Below are 15,306 nucleotides of genomic sequence, written 5' to 3'. Positions count from 1 at the left end.
TTCAGTTGTCGGAATACCCGATTATCCATTAAAATGGATCGGATCAATATAAGCACACAAAGGGGGAAGTGCTTACTAATTATGAAACATAAACTACAAATGATGAAAATGCGTTGGTTGGGTGCAGCAGTCATGTTAACGCTGTACACATCATCGAGCTGGGCGTTCAGCATTGATGATGTTGCAAAACAAGCTCAATCCTTAGCCGGTAAAGGCTATGAGGCGCCAAAAAGTAACTTGCCCTCCGTTTTCCGCGACATGAAATATGCGGATTATCAGCAGATCCAGTTTAATCGCGATAAAGCCTACTGGAGCAATCTCAAGACCCCATTTAAGCTCGAATTCTACCACCAGGGTATGTACTTCGACACGCCGGTCAAAATCAACGAAGTTACCGCCACTGCGGTGAAAAGAATCAAATATAGCCCGGATTACTTTAATTTTGGCGATGTTCAGCATGATAAAGACACGGTAAAAGATCTCGGTTTCGCCGGGTTCAAAGTGCTGTATCCGATCAACAGCAAAGATAAAAACGATGAAATCGTCAGCATGCTCGGGGCCAGCTATTTCCGCGTTCTCGGCGCAGGCCAGGTCTACGGTCTGTCTGCGCGCGGTCTCGCGATCGATACCGCTCTCCCTTCTGGTGAAGAATTTCCCCGCTTCCGTGAGTTTTGGATCGAACGTCCGAAACCGACTGACAAACGTTTAACCATATACGCCTTGCTGGACTCTCCGCGCGCAACCGGAGCGTATCGCTTTGTCATTATTCCGGGTCGCGACACGGTTGTTGATGTTCAGTCCAAAGTTTACCTGCGCGACAAAGTGGGCAAGCTGGGCGTGGCGCCGTTAACCAGTATGTTCCTGTTCGGCCCAAATCAGCCTTCTCCGGCAACGAATTATCGTCCGGAACTGCATGACTCTAATGGTTTGTCTATCCACGCTGGCAACGGTGAATGGATTTGGCGGCCGCTGAACAACCCGAAACATCTCGCGGTGAGCAGCTTTGCCATGGAAAACCCGCAAGGTTTCGGTCTGTTGCAGCGTGGCCGTCAGTTCTCGCGTTTTGAAGATATTGACGATCGTTACGACCTGCGTCCAAGCGCCTGGATCACGCCAAAAGGTGACTGGGGCAAAGGTAAGATTGAGTTAGTTGAAATTCCGACTAACGATGAAACGAACGATAACATCGTTGCGTACTGGACGCCGGATCAACTGCCTGAAGCGGGCAAAGAGATGAACTTCAAGTACTCCCTGACGTTCACGCGTGATGAAGACAAGCTTCATGCGCCGGAAAATGCCTGGGTACAACAGACTCGTCGATCTACGGGTGATGTTAAACAATCCAATCTGATTCGTCAGCCAGACGGTACTATCGCGTTTGTGGTGGATTTTACCGGCGCAGACATGAAAAAGCTGCCACAGGATACCCCGGTTACCGCACAAACCAGCATTGGCGACAACGGCGAGATCGTTGAAAACACCGTGCGTTACAACCCGGTCACTAAAGGTTGGCGTTTGATGCTGCGCGTGAAGGTGAAAGACGTGAAGAAAACCACTGAAATGCGAGCAGCCCTGGTCAATGCCGATCAGACGTTGAGTGAAACCTGGAGCTACCAGTTACCTGCCAATGAATAAGACTACTGAGTATATTGACGCAATGCCGCTTTCGGATATCGAAAAAGCGGCTCTGCCGAAAACTGACATCCGCGCCGTTCATCAGGCGCTGGATGCTGAGCATCGTACTTACTCGCGCGAAGATGATTCACCGCAGGGTTCTGTGAAAGCTCGTCTTGAGCAAGCATGGCCAGATTCTCTGGCGAAAGAGCAGTTGGTTAAAGACGATGAAGGACGCGATCAGCTTCAGGCAATGCCTAAAGCAACGCGTACCTCAATGTTCCCCGATCCCTGGCGTACCAACCCGGTTGGTCGTTTTTGGGATCGTCTGCGTGGACGTGATGTGACTCCGCGTTATCTTTCGCGTTTGACGAAAGAAGAACAAGAGAGCGAGCAAAAATGGCGTACCGTTGGCACAATCCGCCGCTATACGCTGTTGATCCTAACGCTGGCGCAAACGGTGGTAGCAACCTGGTATATGAAGACGATCCTTCCGTATCAGGGTTGGGCATTCATAAATCCGGTCGACATGATGGGGCAGGACCTGTGGGTCTCCTTTATGCAATTGCTGCCCTATATGCTACAGACCGGGATCCTGATTTTGTTTGCCGTGCTTTTCTGTTGGGTCTCTGCAGGGTTCTGGACTGCGCTGATGGGCTTCCTGCAACTGCTGATTGGGCGAGATAAGTACAGTATCTCCGCCTCAACGGTCGGGGACGAACCACTGAATCCTGAACACCGCACCGCACTGATTATGCCTATCTGTAACGAGGACGTTGACCGCGTATTCGCGGGGCTGCGCGCCACGTGGGAGTCAGTTAAAGCCACGGGCAACGCCGAGCATTTTGATGTTTACATCCTGAGCGACAGCTACAATCCTGATATCTGCGTAGCGGAACAAAAAGCGTGGATGGAACTGATTGCCGAAGTGCAGGGCGAAGGGCAGATTTTCTACCGTCGTCGTCGTCGTCGTGTGAAGCGCAAAAGCGGCAACATCGATGACTTCTGCCGCCGCTGGGGGAATCAGTACAGCTATATGGTGGTGCTGGATGCTGACTCCGTGATGAGCGGCGACTGTCTGAGCGGTCTGGTTCGTCTGATGGAAGCGAATCCTAACGCCGGGATTATCCAGTCTTCACCGAAGGCTTCCGGTATGGATACGCTGTATGCGCGTTGCCAGCAGTTCGCGACCCGTGTTTATGGCCCGTTGTTTACCGCCGGGCTTCACTTCTGGCAGTTGGGTGAATCGCACTACTGGGGTCATAACGCCATCATTCGCGTGAAGCCGTTTATTGAGCACTGTGCGCTTGCGCCGTTACCTGGCGAAGGCTCATTTGCAGGCTCGATCCTCTCCCATGACTTCGTGGAAGCGGCATTAATGCGTCGTGCCGGCTGGGGCGTGTGGATCGCTTACGATCTGCCGGGTTCTTATGAAGAGCTGCCGCCAAACCTGTTGGATGAGCTCAAGCGTGACCGTCGCTGGTGTCATGGCAACCTGATGAACTTCCGTCTGTTCCTGGTTAAGGGGATGCATCCGGTTCACCGCGCGGTGTTCCTCACCGGCGTTATGTCCTATCTGTCAGCGCCGTTGTGGTTCATGTTCCTCGCGTTGTCTACCGCATTGCAGGTAGTCCATGCCTTGACGGAGCCGCAGTACTTCCTACAACCGCGGCAGTTATTCCCGGTCTGGCCGCAGTGGCGTCCTGAACTGGCGATCGCGCTGTTTGCTTCCACCATGGTGCTGCTGTTCCTGCCGAAGCTGCTGAGTATTTTGCTTATCTGGTGTAAAGGGACGAAAGAGTACGGCGGATTTATTCGCGTCACGCTGTCGTTGCTGCTGGAGGTTCTGTTCTCCGTGCTGCTGGCGCCGGTGCGTATGCTGTTCCATACCGTTTTCGTGGTGAGCGCATTCCTCGGTTGGGAAGTGGTGTGGAATTCGCCGCAGCGTGATGACGATTCCACCCCGTGGGGGGAAGCGTTTATGCGTCACGGTTCTCAGCTCTTGCTGGGGCTGGTGTGGGCTGTGGGTATGGCCTGGCTGGATCTGCGTTTTCTGTTCTGGCTGGCGCCGATTGTCTTCTCGCTGATCCTCTCGCCGTTTGTTTCCGTAATTTCCAGTCGTTCTACGGTTGGGTTACGAACCAAACGCTGGAAGCTGTTCCTGATCCCGGAAGAGTACTCTCCGCCGCAGGTGCTGGTGGATACAGATACCTATCTGGTAATGAACCGTAATCGTACGCTGGACGACGGTTTTATGCATGCGGTTTTTAACCCGTCATTTAACGCGCTGGCTACGGCAATGGCGACTGCTCGCCACCGTGTGAGTAACGTACTTGAGATTGCACGCGACCGTCATGTGGAGCAGGCGCTGAACGAAACGCCGGAGAAACTGAATCGCGATCGTCGCCTTGTGCTGTTAAGCGATCCGGTGACCATGGCGCGTTTGCATTATCGCGTCTGGAATTCACCTGATAAGTATTCTTCGTGGGTGAATTACTATCAGGGCCTGACCCTGAATCCGTTAGCGCTCAGGAAAAAATAAGCGTTCTGTAATGTGAAAATACCGGCCTGGTGCCGGTATTTTTTTATACTGAATAAAAAGAGTCATGGGGTACCAGATGCGAATAGTGGCAGTGGCGATAATGGTCTTGTTCCTGAGCGGATGCGGCAGCATCATTAGCCGGACCATCCCAGGACAAGGGCATGGCAACCAATACTATCCGGGCGTACAGTGGGATGTCCGGGATTCCGCATGGCGCTACGTCACCATCCTCGACCTGCCGTTTTCGCTGGTGTTTGATACGCTGTTGTTACCGCTCGACATTCACCATGGGCCTTACGAGTAGTTATCGTTCATCCCATTCATCAGCTGCGGTCTGACCCTCTTCGGTATCAAGGGGAGGCTCCAGCTGAAATTCACCTTCGTCCCATTCGTGAAGCGTGTTTTCTTCCTGCCACTCCTGACGAATTTCAATCTCATCATAATCACCATCAAAAACGCTTTGCGCCGCTTCACCGCTTAGCATTGGCAGACATTCACCATCGACATCATCCTCATCGGCAAAGAATTCTGCTTGCCACATAATGTCGCCATCCTGTAGCACGTATTTTTGTACGCTTAGCTGCTGAACACTGGCATCGTCAGCCTCCAGACCTGGGTTATCTGCCAGAAACACTTCACGAGCAGCATCAATAGCCTCTTCCAGCGTGGCATAAAAATACATGTCATTCTTTGCCATAATCTTCTCCTAAGGTGAACAATAAATGGTGATGATTCAATCTATAGACCTCGATCCGCGGAGCGTCAAACCCATTGACTGCAGAGCTAACCTAAATGAATGCCAGCCGTTGGTAGCGACGACAGGGTTTTATGATGACGTCTTCGATTGGTATGGAAAAATTTACAATGCGAGATACTGAAGTTGGCGTAATGGACGACCGCGAATTTGAGAAAAAAAGGTAATGTGTGTGGTTAGCTGTGGCGTAATGAAAATCAAATAAATAAACGATACTGTTATATAAATGAATCTTCAGATTTAATACGTATTTATTCGATTCTTTGCTTGCAGTAATGCCTATTGTTCTGATGAGTGGATGTCTAACCTTATCAAAATAAAGGAAAAAATATTTATTAATGTGAAAAAATCACAGAGGTAATTATTGAGAGATACTGAACTCAAGAGCCGGAAAGGTAATGACTAAGTATCCGCCATGTGCAACATCTGTTAATGGCGTGAGGCGTTTTAAAAAAGGATACATAATAATAGATGATTAATACCAAGTGTTATAAATGGATAAAAAATCATTAAATAATAAATGAATAAATATCACTGAAGTTGTACGGTTATATAGATTGCAAATGCTTATGCTTTATTATATAAAATGCCAACTCAAGAATACTCCTAAGGATGTTATGGAAAACAGTAATTCAAATAACAGGAAGTTGATGGCGTTCTATATAACTTGCTTAATCAGCTATATTCTTGGTGGGTTATGTCTTACGCAGTTTAAATTAACAATGCAAAGTGTTCCGCAAACAATATATTTGATTATCATAGTAGGTTTGTTCTTTTTATATGGAATTATTTTCCTTTTTATGTTGTTTCAGTATTTATGCAGAAAAGATCTAACATGTCTCATAGTCTTAGGTATGGCATTTCTTAGCAATAATATTTTCTTTGTAGAAACTATCTATATCGTTCAGGATTTAATCAATGATCACACTTCGATAGAAAAAAGAACTAACGATATCGCTATATTCTATTATTTTCGCCAACTGAGTTTTATTGCTTTATTATTTGTATCCTTGAAATCTTATAAAGCATCTTCGACAATCCTTGAAACCAAAGAAAGAGAACCATGCTATATAGCGGTAGCATTTTTGATCATGTTGGCTATCGCTGTCCTGGCACATAGCCTGGCCAGTTATAACCCGAGCATGACCCTTGAGATTACGAGCTTAAAACCCGACAACATAACCGTACACTGGCATATTGGCTACATTTACTCTCTGATTGTTGCCTGGGGATTGGTTCTACTCTATTTGGTCATTAAAACCAAAACGCATAACATCTTATGGAAAAGTATCGGCTTACTGTGTTGCTCAGGAATATTAACCAATGTGCTGCTATTAAGTTTAGATGAATATAGTATGTATATTTGGTATATCAGCAGAGGGATTGAGGTGATCAGTACCCTTTGTATAATATCGATCTTAATGTATAACACTTTTATCATTCTAAAAAAAGAAACGGATTCGGCTATCAAAGATGCCATGACCAAAATATACAACCGGAAACTGTTCTATAGATCGTTAAAAGCATCGCTAGCGAAAGGCGTGGTTTGCGTAATGGTTTTGGATATCGACAAATTTAAACGCATTAACGATACCTATGGGCATCAGGAGGGGGATCGGGTAATCATTAGTATTGTTGATATAATCAACAAGTCAGTTAGAGATTCGGATATCTTTGCGCGCATCGGCGGCGAGGAGTTTGCGATTCTTCTTAAGTGCAAGGATAAAGATGAAGCTATTGTCGTTGCAGAACGAATCAGAAGAAATGTTGAGCATGGAACGACTATACCCAATGCATATGATTTAAAAGAAAAGATGACGATCAGCATCGGTGTATATTGTACTAAAGTTGATGATGACTCAGCGGATAAAGTTGTTTCTTATGCGGATGCTGCGCTGTATGACGCCAAAAACTCTGGCAGAAATAAGGTGTGTTACTACTATCATTAAAAGTAAAATGAATACTGCCTGAAAACGCAAAGTTTACTCTTCGGGTTCAGGCAATATATACAAATCATCCAGCGAGCTCGGCACTCCGGCGACGGCGCAGACTATTCCACGAGTAGATCGCGTTAAACAGTACAACCCCCGCGGTCACGCAGAAGACCGCGCGAAAGCCGTAGTTGGCGGATATTGCCGCCCCCATTAATGGTCCCGTTACGTTGCCGATGTCGCGAAATGACTGGTTATAACTGAAAATACGCCCGGCTATTTGGTTGGTTGAGTTATAAACCAGCAGCGTTTGCACCGCCGGGAGCAGAGCACCGTCGGCAGCACCCAATAAAAAACGCAGAACGCCCAATTGCCAGGGAGTTTGTACAAATGACATCGGGATCAGCAGTAGCACGGAAATAATCAGCGCGACGATTAGAATCTTCTCCGGGCCAATCCGGTCACCGAGTTTGCCAAGCCTTGGGGCACTGATTAACGCTGCTACGCCGGGTACGGAGGCAATCATCCCACTAATGAACGCGATATTACTGACGTTCCCGGCTAACTCCCGCACGTATAACGTCAGGATTGGCGCAATAGAACCGGTCGCCACCTGAATGATTAAGGTGGTGACAAACAGGCTCAGCACCAGTTTGGGGTTTTTTAACGAGGCCACGACTTCGCGTATGTGCAGCATCTCTTTCTTGCTTACCGGCTGAAAACGCTCGCGGATAAAAAATAGCGTCAGGATAAAACAGACCAGCAGTACGCTGGCGGTAATGAAGAACACGGGACGCAATCCATAATGGTCCGCGAGTAGTCCACCTGCCAGCGGCCCTAGCAGTGCGCCGCTGACACCGCCGGTAGAGAGCGTTCCCAGCGCCCAACCGCTTTTATTGCGTGGAACCTGGGTGGCGATCAACGCATTGGCGTTGGGAATGAAACCGCCGAGCAGACCGAGCAGCGCGCGCAGAACCAGGAACTGCCAGATATTTTGCGCCAGGCCCATCAGTAGCATCACAATAGCCATACCCAATGCGGAACGCAGCAGCATGATTTTTCGCCCTTTGCGGTCGGCAAGGCCACCCCAGAAAGGGGAGGCGATGGCTGAAAACAAAAAGGTGATGCTGAAGACCAGACCTGACCACATGTTCAGGGCGCTATGCCCCGTGACGCCGAGACTCTCAACGTACAAGGGTAAAAAGGGCATGACCAGGCTAAATGCTGCGCCGGTTAAAAAACAACCTATCCAGGCAACGGTGAGGTTGCGTTTCCAGTTTATGGGGGCATCTGAGGGTGACATAACGATCCGCAGTGTGATGCGCTGTATGCGCTATCGATTGAATATAAGTAAGCAGACTAATTATGCGCCCGGTTGATAGTTGCTGCAATGCGGATAGCAGTTAAACCTAAAGCGAGTCAGGAGGGGGTTGCAGCCCACTGGACTGCAACTGGATTTTAGTACAGGGAAGGGGCGCCTTCAGGACGGGTCTTGAAGCGACGATGCAGCCACATATATTGTTCTGGGGCCATCATGATGCATTGCTCAACGATCTTATTCATCCATGCAGCTGTGGTCTCCGCGTCGTCTAATGGCGGTGAACATTCTGGCGGCAGCATAATCAATTGATACCCTTTCCCGTCGGGCTTACGACGAGGAACAAATGGCACCAGGCACGCATTCGACATGCGTGAAAGCATCCAGGTCCCGGAGGTCGTGGCGGCCTGTTCAACGGCAAACAGCGGCACAAACACGCTGGCGCGAGGACCGTAGTCATGATCCGGCGCGTACCAGACCACTTCGCCTTTTTTCAACGCTTTAATCATTCCTTTCAGGTCCTTACGATCAAGCATTGATTTATTAGAGCGCATGCGTCCCCAGGTCTGTAACCAGTCGAGCAGCGGGTTGTCATTAGGACGATACACACCGATACCAGGCTCCTGCAGACCAAACTGACGCGCACCCAGTTCCAGGGTCAGGAAGTGCAGACCGACTAACAGGATCCCCCGCTTTTGCGCCTGAACGTCACGGATATGTTCCATCCCGATCACTTCTGTCCAGCGTGAAATGCGCTTATCGGACCAAAACCAGGCCATCCCGGTTTCCATCACGCCCATGCCGACGGACTCGAAGTTCCTGACGACCATCTGCTGGCGTTCCTGCTCACTCATCTGCGGGAAGCACAGCTCCAGATTACGTGAAACGATTTTTGCCCGGCGTTTCATCAAACGTAACGCCAGACGACCTAATGCACAGCCCAACTTATAAAGTACCGGGTAGGGCAACTGCACGATTAACCAAAGGATGCCAATACCCAGCCAGGTTAACCAATAACGTGGATGCAGTAGCGCAGCCGAAAACTTGGGTAAATTCGTCATGTCTATCCTGTCTTCAAACGACCAATTCCCTGTATTGTCGCATTTTTTCGCGCGTATCAAAAATTTGTGACGGGAGAACGGTGATTAAATCGGCAATTGTTGTTGCGTTTTTATCGTGAAGTAAGAAATGTAGCGTAAAATGTGTGGATGTAAATTGGCGATGTTTGCTTTATGATGCCGCCGATTTTCATTTACTCCCTATTTGCAGGATACGTACACCATGCCAGTGTTACACAACCGCATTTCGAACGACGCGCTCAAAGCCAAAATGCTGGCCGAGACTGAGCCGCGCACGACGATCTCGTTTTATAAATATTTCACCATCGATGACCCGCAACATACGCGTGATGCGTTGTACCAACTGTTCACTGCGCTGAATGTGTTCGGGCGTGTATATCTTGCCCATGAAGGCATTAACGCGCAAATCAGCGTGCCGCAAAGCAACGTGGATGCATTCCGCCAACAGCTGTATGCGTTCAATCCCGCACTGGATGGATTACGTCTTAATATCGCCCTGGACGATGACGGGAAATCATTCTGGGTGCTACGCATGAAAGTTCGCGAACGTATTGTGGCGGATGGTATTGATGATCCTGACTTTAACGCCAGCGACGTGGGTGATTACCTGAAGGCGGCAGAAGTGAACGCCATGTTGGACGATCCTGAGGCGGTATTCATTGATATGCGCAACCACTATGAATATGAGGTGGGGCATTTCGAGAATGCGCTGGAGATCCCGGCAGACACATTCCGTGACCAGTTGCCGAAAGCGGTTGAAATGATGCAGGCGCATAAAGATAAAAAAATAGTTATGTACTGCACGGGCGGGATCCGCTGTGAGAAGGCCAGCGCTTGGATGAAACACAACGGATTTAGCAAAGTCTGGCACATTGAGGGGGGGATTATTGAATATGCCCGCAAGGCGCGTGAACAGGGGCTTCCGGTACGTTTCATCGGCAAAAATTTCGTTTTTGATGAGCGTATGGGCGAAAGGATCTCTGAAGATGTTATCGCGCATTGTCATCAGTGCGGAACCGCATGCGACAGCCACACTAATTGTAAAAATGATGGCTGCCATCTGCTGTTTATTCAGTGCCCGGCTTGCGCGCAGAAGTTTAAAGGCTGCTGTAGTGAGCTGTGTTGCGAAGAGAGTGAGTTGCCGGAAGAAGAGCAACGACGTCGTCGCGCCGGGCGTGAAAATGGCAACAAAATCTTTAATAAATCCCGCGGTCGTCTGAATACCAAACTGGGTATTCCGGATCCCGCGCAATAAAAACGTTGCCGGATGATGGCTATCGCCTCATCCGGCAACATTTATGCGTTACTTCTGCTGCACACCTTCCACTGAGATGATTAAATCGACTTCCTGTGAAGCAGGGCCGAGATCGGTGGTGATATTGAAGTCTTTCAGTTTAATCTTACCTTGCGCTTCAAAACCGGCGCGCGTACCACCCCATGGATCGCCACCCTGACCGATCAACTTCGCGTCCAGCGTCACTGGTTTGGTGACGCCATTCAGGGTCAGGTTACCGGTGATATCGAGGTCGTTCCCCTCTTTTTTCACGCTGGTGGAGCTAAAGGTCGCCTGCGGGAATTTGGCCACGTTAAGGAAATCCGCGCTACGCAGATGCTTATCGCGTTCGGCGTGGTTGGTGTCAACACTGTTGGTGTTGATGGTGACGTTAACCTTATCGGCTGCGGGATTTTTTTCATCAAAGGTGAACGTACCGTCGAAATCTTTAAAGGTGCCGTACAGCCAGCTGTAACCCAGATGCTGAATACGGAAATTAACAAAGGCATGCTGTCCCTCTTTGTCAATTTTGTAATCTGCCGCCATAGCCGATCCGGTCGTGAATAACAGAGAGGCGAGTGTCAATCCCAGCAGGTTTTTTTTCATTTTAAGCTCCATAGTCAGATGACGATTTTCCCAACATGCGATTCAGGGTATCGTCGTTATCGATAAAGTGATGTTTCAGGGCCATAAGCCCATGAAGAAGCGATAAAACCACCACGGTCCATGCCAGCCACAGGTGCAGGCTGCCGGCAAGGTCGGCCTGAGCGCCCGCGTTGGCAAGGGTGGCGGGAATATCAAACCAACCAAATACGCTTATCGCTTTGCCATCTGCGGTCGAGATCAGATAACCGCTGATAACAATCGAAAAGAGCAGGGCGTAGAGCGCAAGGTGACCCAATGCCGCTGCGATGCGGGTTAAACGGGAATAGCTTGTCAGCGCAGCTGGGGGAGGGGAGAACAACCGCCAGACAACGCGAATGACCAGTCCCATCATGAGCAGGATCCCGATGCTTTTATGCAGTTCAGGGGCCTGGTGATACCAGCCGTCGTAATAGCTGAGCGTGACCATCCATAAACCCAACGCAAACATGCCATATACAGCAATCGCCATCAGCCAGTGCAATGCGACAGACACCACGCCATAGCGCTGTGGACTATTAGTGAATTGCATAAGTACACCGTTAGATATTTCAGGAGTAAATGAAAATGGCGCGTAAAAGACATTAATGCAACTAATAAATAACAATGATGATGATATTTATTTTCATATTCAATAAAATTGATTGAATATTGATGTCATCATCAAGGTATTAGAGAGAATGAGCAAAAGGTGGGCATTATTACACGGTGTTGATAGGGTTTTCTTATTCAGTTTATTGCAATGAAATTTAAGTAAATATCAGTTTTTGTCAATTAGTGTCAGTACGATCTGGTCAGAAAAACATAATATATATCACATCCATAATTGCCAGCAGCGACCATAAAATAATGTAGAGCATAAGATGCTCACGAATATTATTAACCAGATAGTGAAAGATGCGCCGCATCGATGTTATTCCTGTCATTAAAAATGGCCTCACCACGAGGCCATTAATCATTATCGCGTAAAGCGACTCAGCCTGAATGGCGTCAGGTCAAAGGCCGGCGGTTTGTCCTGCGCAAAGTCCGCGGCTATTTCCCCCAGTACGGAGGCAAACTTAAAGCCATGCCCGCTCAGTCCGGTGATGATCAGGGTATTGTCATGTTCAGGTAGCGTATCAATGATAAAGTCTTCATCCGGCGAATTATCGTAAGTGCAGGATGCACCGTGCAGACAACAGCCAATGCCTGGCAGAACTGTACGCAGGAATGGGAAAGCTTCGGAGCCATCGCTGGCCACAGCGGCAAACGGCTTGCGCTCTTCGGCAGCGTGAATTACCTGTCCGCCGTTGTGCTTACCAATTTTTAGTTCGTCGTTTTCTGCCGGAAAACCGTAGTACTGATCGCCATTTGGCAACTCGCCGGTAAAGGCCGGGAAGTTATTTTTAACGCTATAGCGGCCATCGGCTTGATACCATGCGAACACTTTGCGCACTGACTGTATCGGCAGTTCCGGTACTAATGCCTGTACCCATGTCCCTGCGCTGACCAGGGCTTTTTTGGCGTGGTAGTCACCGTCGGCGGTTTCTACTGTGACGCCATCTTCACTATGATGAATAGCCGTGACCGGGCATTTAAACAGCTGTGCGCAGCCAGCTTCTTCAGCCAGACGAATCCAGGTTTTAATCGCTAACTCACTACGCAAAAAGCCCGACTCAGCTTCAAATAGACCAATATAATTTTCAGGTACGCGAATCTCGGGCCAGCGAGCCATGATGGCGGCGGCATCAAGATGTTCGACGTTGAGTTGCCACTGTTTCGCGCTTTGCGTTGCGGTAGCTAAGAAAGTTGAATCTGCCGGGCCCAGATTGATAACCCCGGTGCGTACAAAAATCGGTTCTTCATTTTGAGTGGAAAGTTCATCCCACAATGTCTGCGCGCGCAGCACCAGCGGAACGTATTTCTCACCTTCGCCATAAGCATGACGAATTAATCGTGTGTCGCCGTGGTGGCTGCCCTGTTGATGCGGTGGCATATGCGCATCGATCATCAGAACGTTCAGACCGGCGCGAGTGGCATAGTATCCGGCTGCGGCACCCACGGAACCGCTGCCAATAATGATTAAGTCGTATTTCATCCGCTTCTCTCTGCAATCGCGATAGTAGCAGGGTAAATAACTGACCTGGAATATTCAACCGGGAAATAAGAAAGGCACCGTTAAGGTGCCTTTTGATGGTTGGATGTATCAGATTTAATGGCGCTGATACTCATTTACCTGGTAATCGCCGGATTCAATTTTGGCGATTCCTGCTTCTAATATCGAAATAAATTGCCTGGCAACATCAGTGGTTAACCAGAGCGTTTGACCAACTTCAGTCCCATCCGGGTCCGGTCGATTCGGGGTCTGGTAGTGCAAACGCAGCATCAGCGCGTCGTAGCTATCAACGGTGCTGATGTCCCATCCTACAAGCGGATGAGTCTGAATGACTTCATTATTCTTTTCCATCATGCCCCCTAATTCGTGTTACTAGACAACGGTTTTCGAGGTTCAATGCATTTTTTTTCTGAAGCAACTTCAGTATATCAATAAATAAGGGTATTCATTGAAAATTTAAAGAGGGCAGCGCATAAATTTATAGTTTTCAGCGTTATCTGACTAATAAAGCAACATGTCATTCATTTTTTTTTAGCAAGTTGCACAATTATTTTGTTGTTTTGGTTAAAAGATAACCAGGAAATGAATATTAAATTAAATGGCCGCCAGGGGGAGTCTGCATTTTTTTAAAACTGCGTGTAAAAAAAAAGCCGGGGCGACCCGGCAAACAAACATCACTGCATATCATTATTTATTCATTGATAAACCAGTCATCCGCGCTTTCCCAGGTCTCCTGCAAGATCTCGCTGATGCGTTCTTTGTCCTCTTTGGTCGCGCCAATTACCGACAGATTGTTAGCTCCGGCATAACGGACGGTAACGTTACCCTCGTTATCCGGAAAATGATGATGAATACGGCGGGAGAGTTCACCTGCCAATGCGTCAATCGCACCGGCAGGCAAAGGTGAAGTTTTGGCAATAGTGACTTCAATACGCATAATAGCCCCCTGTTGAATATACTGTTTATTTATACAGTTATTCAAATCAGTTGGCTACATTTTTTTTAGCTTTTTACTGACCAGCGTACCGTTTCGCCACCCAGGAAAGGCACCAGCGAGTCATCTGCCAGCGTAATGCTCTCCGGGACATGGTGCTCCACGCGTTCAAGCTCAATAAAAGTCTCATTCACCGGCAGACCGTAGAATTGCGGACCATTGAGTGAGCAGAAGGCTTCAAAATGGCTCAGTGCATTCATCTCTTCAAATACGGTGGCATAGCTGCCCAGCGCGGTCGGGGCGTTAAAACACCCGGCACAGCCGCAACTGGATTCTTTGCGATGACGGGCATGCGGCGCTGAGTCGGTACCAAGGAATGCACGGCTAAATCCGCTGGCGACCAGCTCACGTAGCGCCTGTTGGTGGACGTTACGTTTAAGGATTGGCAGACAATACAGGTGCGGACGAATGCCGCCGACCAGCATGTGGTTGCGGTTAAACATCAAATGTTGTGGCGTAATGGTGGCGGCGAGAAGCTCGTTACCATCCCGCACATATTCGGCAGCATCTTTAGTGGTGATATGTTCAAATACGACTTTCAGCGCAGTCAACCGCTGACGCAGCGGTTCCATCACCGTCTCAATAAAGCGTGCTTCGCGATCGAAAATATCGATATCCGCATGTGTCACTTCACCATGCACCAATAGCGGCATACCCAATTTTTCCATCCGTTCCAGCACAGGCATGATGGCTTCAATAGAGGTTACGCCATGCGTTGAGTTGGTGGTGGCATTCGCCGGGTAGAGTTTCGCGGCGGTAAACACGCCTTCGTTGAAACCTCGCTCCAGCTCATTGGGGTCCAATGTATCCGTTAAATAACAGGTCATTAAGGGCGTGAAGTCGTGTCCGGCAGGTACCGCATCAAGAATGCGTTGGCGATAAGCGATAGCTGCATCAACTGTGGTGACGGGCGGTGCCAGGTTCGGCATGACAATGGCGCGGCCGTAAATTTCGCTGGTATAGGGCACGACAGTTTTTAACATGTCGCCATCGCGAAAGTGAAGATGCCAGTCGTCTGGGCGGCGGATCTTTAAAACCTGGGATGGTGCAGTCATCAATATGCT

Annotated in this window: 15 protein-coding genes; 5 read left to right on the top strand and 10 right to left on the bottom strand. The window is 48.8% G+C overall.

Annotated elements, in window-relative coordinates; genetic code table 11:
• Window positions 1-99: 99 nt before the first annotated feature.
• The 3 genes from mdoG (at window position 100) to ICA20_RS15245 (ending at window position 4,460) form a co-directional block, all read left to right on the top strand.
• A complete protein-coding gene (mdoG, locus tag ICA20_RS15255) occupies window positions 100-1,635 on the top strand; it encodes a glucans biosynthesis protein MdoG (protein ID WP_087857802.1) in 1,536 nt (511 codons plus the stop codon).
• Window positions 1,628-4,156, top strand: a complete 2,529-nt coding sequence (mdoH, locus tag ICA20_RS15250) for a glucans biosynthesis glucosyltransferase MdoH (RefSeq protein ID WP_038639642.1) — start codon at window positions 1,628-1,630, stop codon at window positions 4,154-4,156. Before mdoG ends, mdoH begins: the two co-directional genes overlap by 8 nt.
• Before the next feature lie 76 nt (window positions 4,157-4,232).
• Window positions 4,233-4,460 carry a YceK/YidQ family lipoprotein gene (locus ICA20_RS15245; protein WP_038639644.1) on the top strand — a complete coding sequence of 76 codons (228 nt, stop codon included), beginning with the start codon at window positions 4,233-4,235 and terminating at the stop codon, window positions 4,458-4,460.
• On the opposite strand, the gene ICA20_RS15240 is transcribed toward ICA20_RS15245, so the two are convergent.
• On the bottom strand, window positions 4,461-4,838 hold the full coding sequence (locus ICA20_RS15240) for a MysB family protein (RefSeq protein ID WP_038643106.1): 378 nt from the start codon (window positions 4,836-4,838) through the stop codon (window positions 4,461-4,463).
• A gap of 689 nt (window positions 4,839-5,527) precedes the next feature.
• On the opposite strand from ICA20_RS15240, the gene ICA20_RS15235 reads away from it, so the two are divergent.
• Window positions 5,528-6,859 carry a sensor domain-containing diguanylate cyclase gene (locus ICA20_RS15235; RefSeq protein ID WP_038643109.1) on the top strand — a complete coding sequence of 444 codons (1,332 nt, stop codon included), beginning with the start codon at window positions 5,528-5,530 and terminating at the stop codon, window positions 6,857-6,859.
• Window positions 6,860-6,923: 64 nt separating this feature from the next.
• Here the strand turns inward: ICA20_RS15235 and mdtG are convergent, their stop codons facing one another.
• The gene (mdtG, locus tag ICA20_RS15230) at window positions 6,924-8,144 is read right to left on the bottom strand and encodes a multidrug efflux MFS transporter MdtG (protein ID WP_038639648.1); all 1,221 of its coding nucleotides are present in this window, start codon (window positions 8,142-8,144) and stop codon (window positions 6,924-6,926) included.
• 155 nt (window positions 8,145-8,299) lie between these two features.
• Complete coding sequence (locus tag ICA20_RS15225) at window positions 8,300-9,220, bottom strand: Kdo(2)-lipid IV(A) acyltransferase (RefSeq protein ID WP_038639653.1); 921 nt, start codon at window positions 9,218-9,220, stop codon at window positions 8,300-8,302.
• A 220-nt stretch (window positions 9,221-9,440) separates the two neighbouring features.
• Between ICA20_RS15225 and ICA20_RS15220 the strand changes: the two genes are divergently transcribed.
• Window positions 9,441-10,493, top strand: coding sequence for a rhodanese-related sulfurtransferase (locus tag ICA20_RS15220; protein WP_038639656.1), 1,053 nt, complete (start codon window positions 9,441-9,443; stop codon window positions 10,491-10,493).
• A 48-nt stretch (window positions 10,494-10,541) separates the two neighbouring features.
• Here the strand turns inward: ICA20_RS15220 and ICA20_RS15215 are convergent, their stop codons facing one another.
• The 7 genes from ICA20_RS15215 to pyrC form a co-directional block, all read right to left on the bottom strand.
• The gene (locus ICA20_RS15215; RefSeq protein ID WP_038639660.1) at window positions 10,542-11,117 is read right to left on the bottom strand and encodes a YceI family protein; all 576 of its coding nucleotides are present in this window, start codon (window positions 11,115-11,117) and stop codon (window positions 10,542-10,544) included.
• A gap of 1 nt (window position 11,118) precedes the next feature.
• A complete protein-coding gene (locus tag ICA20_RS15210) occupies window positions 11,119-11,685 on the bottom strand; it encodes a cytochrome b (RefSeq protein WP_038639662.1) in 567 nt (188 codons plus the stop codon).
• Between the two features lie 262 nt (window positions 11,686-11,947).
• Window positions 11,948-12,061, bottom strand: a complete 114-nt coding sequence (locus ICA20_RS15205) for a YceO family protein (RefSeq protein ID WP_003036148.1) — start codon at window positions 12,059-12,061, stop codon at window positions 11,948-11,950.
• Between the two features lie 50 nt (window positions 12,062-12,111).
• Window positions 12,112-13,230, bottom strand: coding sequence for an N-methyl-L-tryptophan oxidase (gene solA / locus ICA20_RS15200; RefSeq protein ID WP_038639666.1), 1,119 nt, complete (start codon window positions 13,228-13,230; stop codon window positions 12,112-12,114).
• Between the two features lie 114 nt (window positions 13,231-13,344).
• Window positions 13,345-13,599, bottom strand: coding sequence for a biofilm formation regulator BssS (gene bssS / locus ICA20_RS15195; RefSeq protein ID WP_003036154.1), 255 nt, complete (start codon window positions 13,597-13,599; stop codon window positions 13,345-13,347).
• Between the two features lie 340 nt (window positions 13,600-13,939).
• Window positions 13,940-14,185 carry a DNA damage-inducible protein I gene (gene dinI / locus ICA20_RS15190; protein ID WP_006685106.1) on the bottom strand — a complete coding sequence of 82 codons (246 nt, stop codon included), beginning with the start codon at window positions 14,183-14,185 and terminating at the stop codon, window positions 13,940-13,942.
• 65 nt (window positions 14,186-14,250) lie between these two features.
• Entirely contained in the window at window positions 14,251-15,297 is a 1,047-nt protein-coding gene (pyrC, locus tag ICA20_RS15185; RefSeq protein ID WP_038639670.1) for a dihydroorotase, read from the bottom strand.
• Window positions 15,298-15,306: the final 9 nt, after the last annotated feature.

This window comes from Citrobacter sp. C5_2 (assembly GCF_014596845.2).
GTDB lineage: Bacteria > Pseudomonadota > Gammaproteobacteria > Enterobacterales > Enterobacteriaceae > Citrobacter > Citrobacter werkmanii.
Note: the sequence above shows the minus strand (reverse complement) of the source record. Positions and strands in the feature narration are given on the sequence as shown.

Excerpts from the sequence above, each read along its gene's own strand:
- ICA20_RS15210 (WP_038639662.1), bottom strand. The coding sequence starts at position 11,685 with ATGCAATTCACTAATAGTCCACAGCGCTATGGCGTGGTGTCTGTCGCA.
- mdoG (WP_087857802.1), top strand. The coding sequence starts at position 100 with ATGATGAAAATGCGTTGGTTGGGTGCAGCAGTCATGTTAACGCTGTAC.
- ICA20_RS15240 (WP_038643106.1), bottom strand. The coding sequence starts at position 4,838 with ATGTATTTTTATGCCACGCTGGAAGAGGCTATTGATGCTGCTCGTGAA.
- ICA20_RS15245 (WP_038639644.1), top strand. The coding sequence starts at position 4,233 with ATGCGAATAGTGGCAGTGGCGATAATGGTCTTGTTCCTGAGCGGATGC.
- ICA20_RS15215 (WP_038639660.1), bottom strand. The coding sequence starts at position 11,117 with ATGAAAAAAAACCTGCTGGGATTGACACTCGCCTCTCTGTTATTCACG.
- solA (WP_038639666.1), bottom strand. The coding sequence starts at position 13,230 with ATGAAATACGACTTAATCATTATTGGCAGCGGTTCCGTGGGTGCCGCA.
- ICA20_RS15225 (WP_038639653.1), bottom strand. The coding sequence starts at position 9,220 with ATGACGAATTTACCCAAGTTTTCGGCTGCGCTACTGCATCCACGTTAT.
- dinI (WP_006685106.1), bottom strand. The coding sequence starts at position 14,185 with ATGCGTATTGAAGTCACTATTGCCAAAACTTCACCTTTGCCTGCCGGT.
- mdtG (WP_038639648.1), bottom strand. The coding sequence starts at position 8,144 with ATGTCACCCTCAGATGCCCCCATAAACTGGAAACGCAACCTCACCGTT.
- ICA20_RS15205 (WP_003036148.1), bottom strand. The coding sequence starts at position 12,061 with ATGCGGCGCATCTTTCACTATCTGGTTAATAATATTCGTGAGCATCTT.
- pyrC (WP_038639670.1), bottom strand. The coding sequence starts at position 15,297 with ATGACTGCACCATCCCAGGTTTTAAAGATCCGCCGCCCAGACGACTGG.
- ICA20_RS15220 (WP_038639656.1), top strand. The coding sequence starts at position 9,441 with ATGCCAGTGTTACACAACCGCATTTCGAACGACGCGCTCAAAGCCAAA.
- ICA20_RS15235 (WP_038643109.1), top strand. The coding sequence starts at position 5,528 with ATGGAAAACAGTAATTCAAATAACAGGAAGTTGATGGCGTTCTATATA.
- bssS (WP_003036154.1), bottom strand. The coding sequence starts at position 13,599 with ATGGAAAAGAATAATGAAGTCATTCAGACTCATCCGCTTGTAGGATGG.
- mdoH (WP_038639642.1), top strand. The coding sequence starts at position 1,628 with ATGAATAAGACTACTGAGTATATTGACGCAATGCCGCTTTCGGATATC.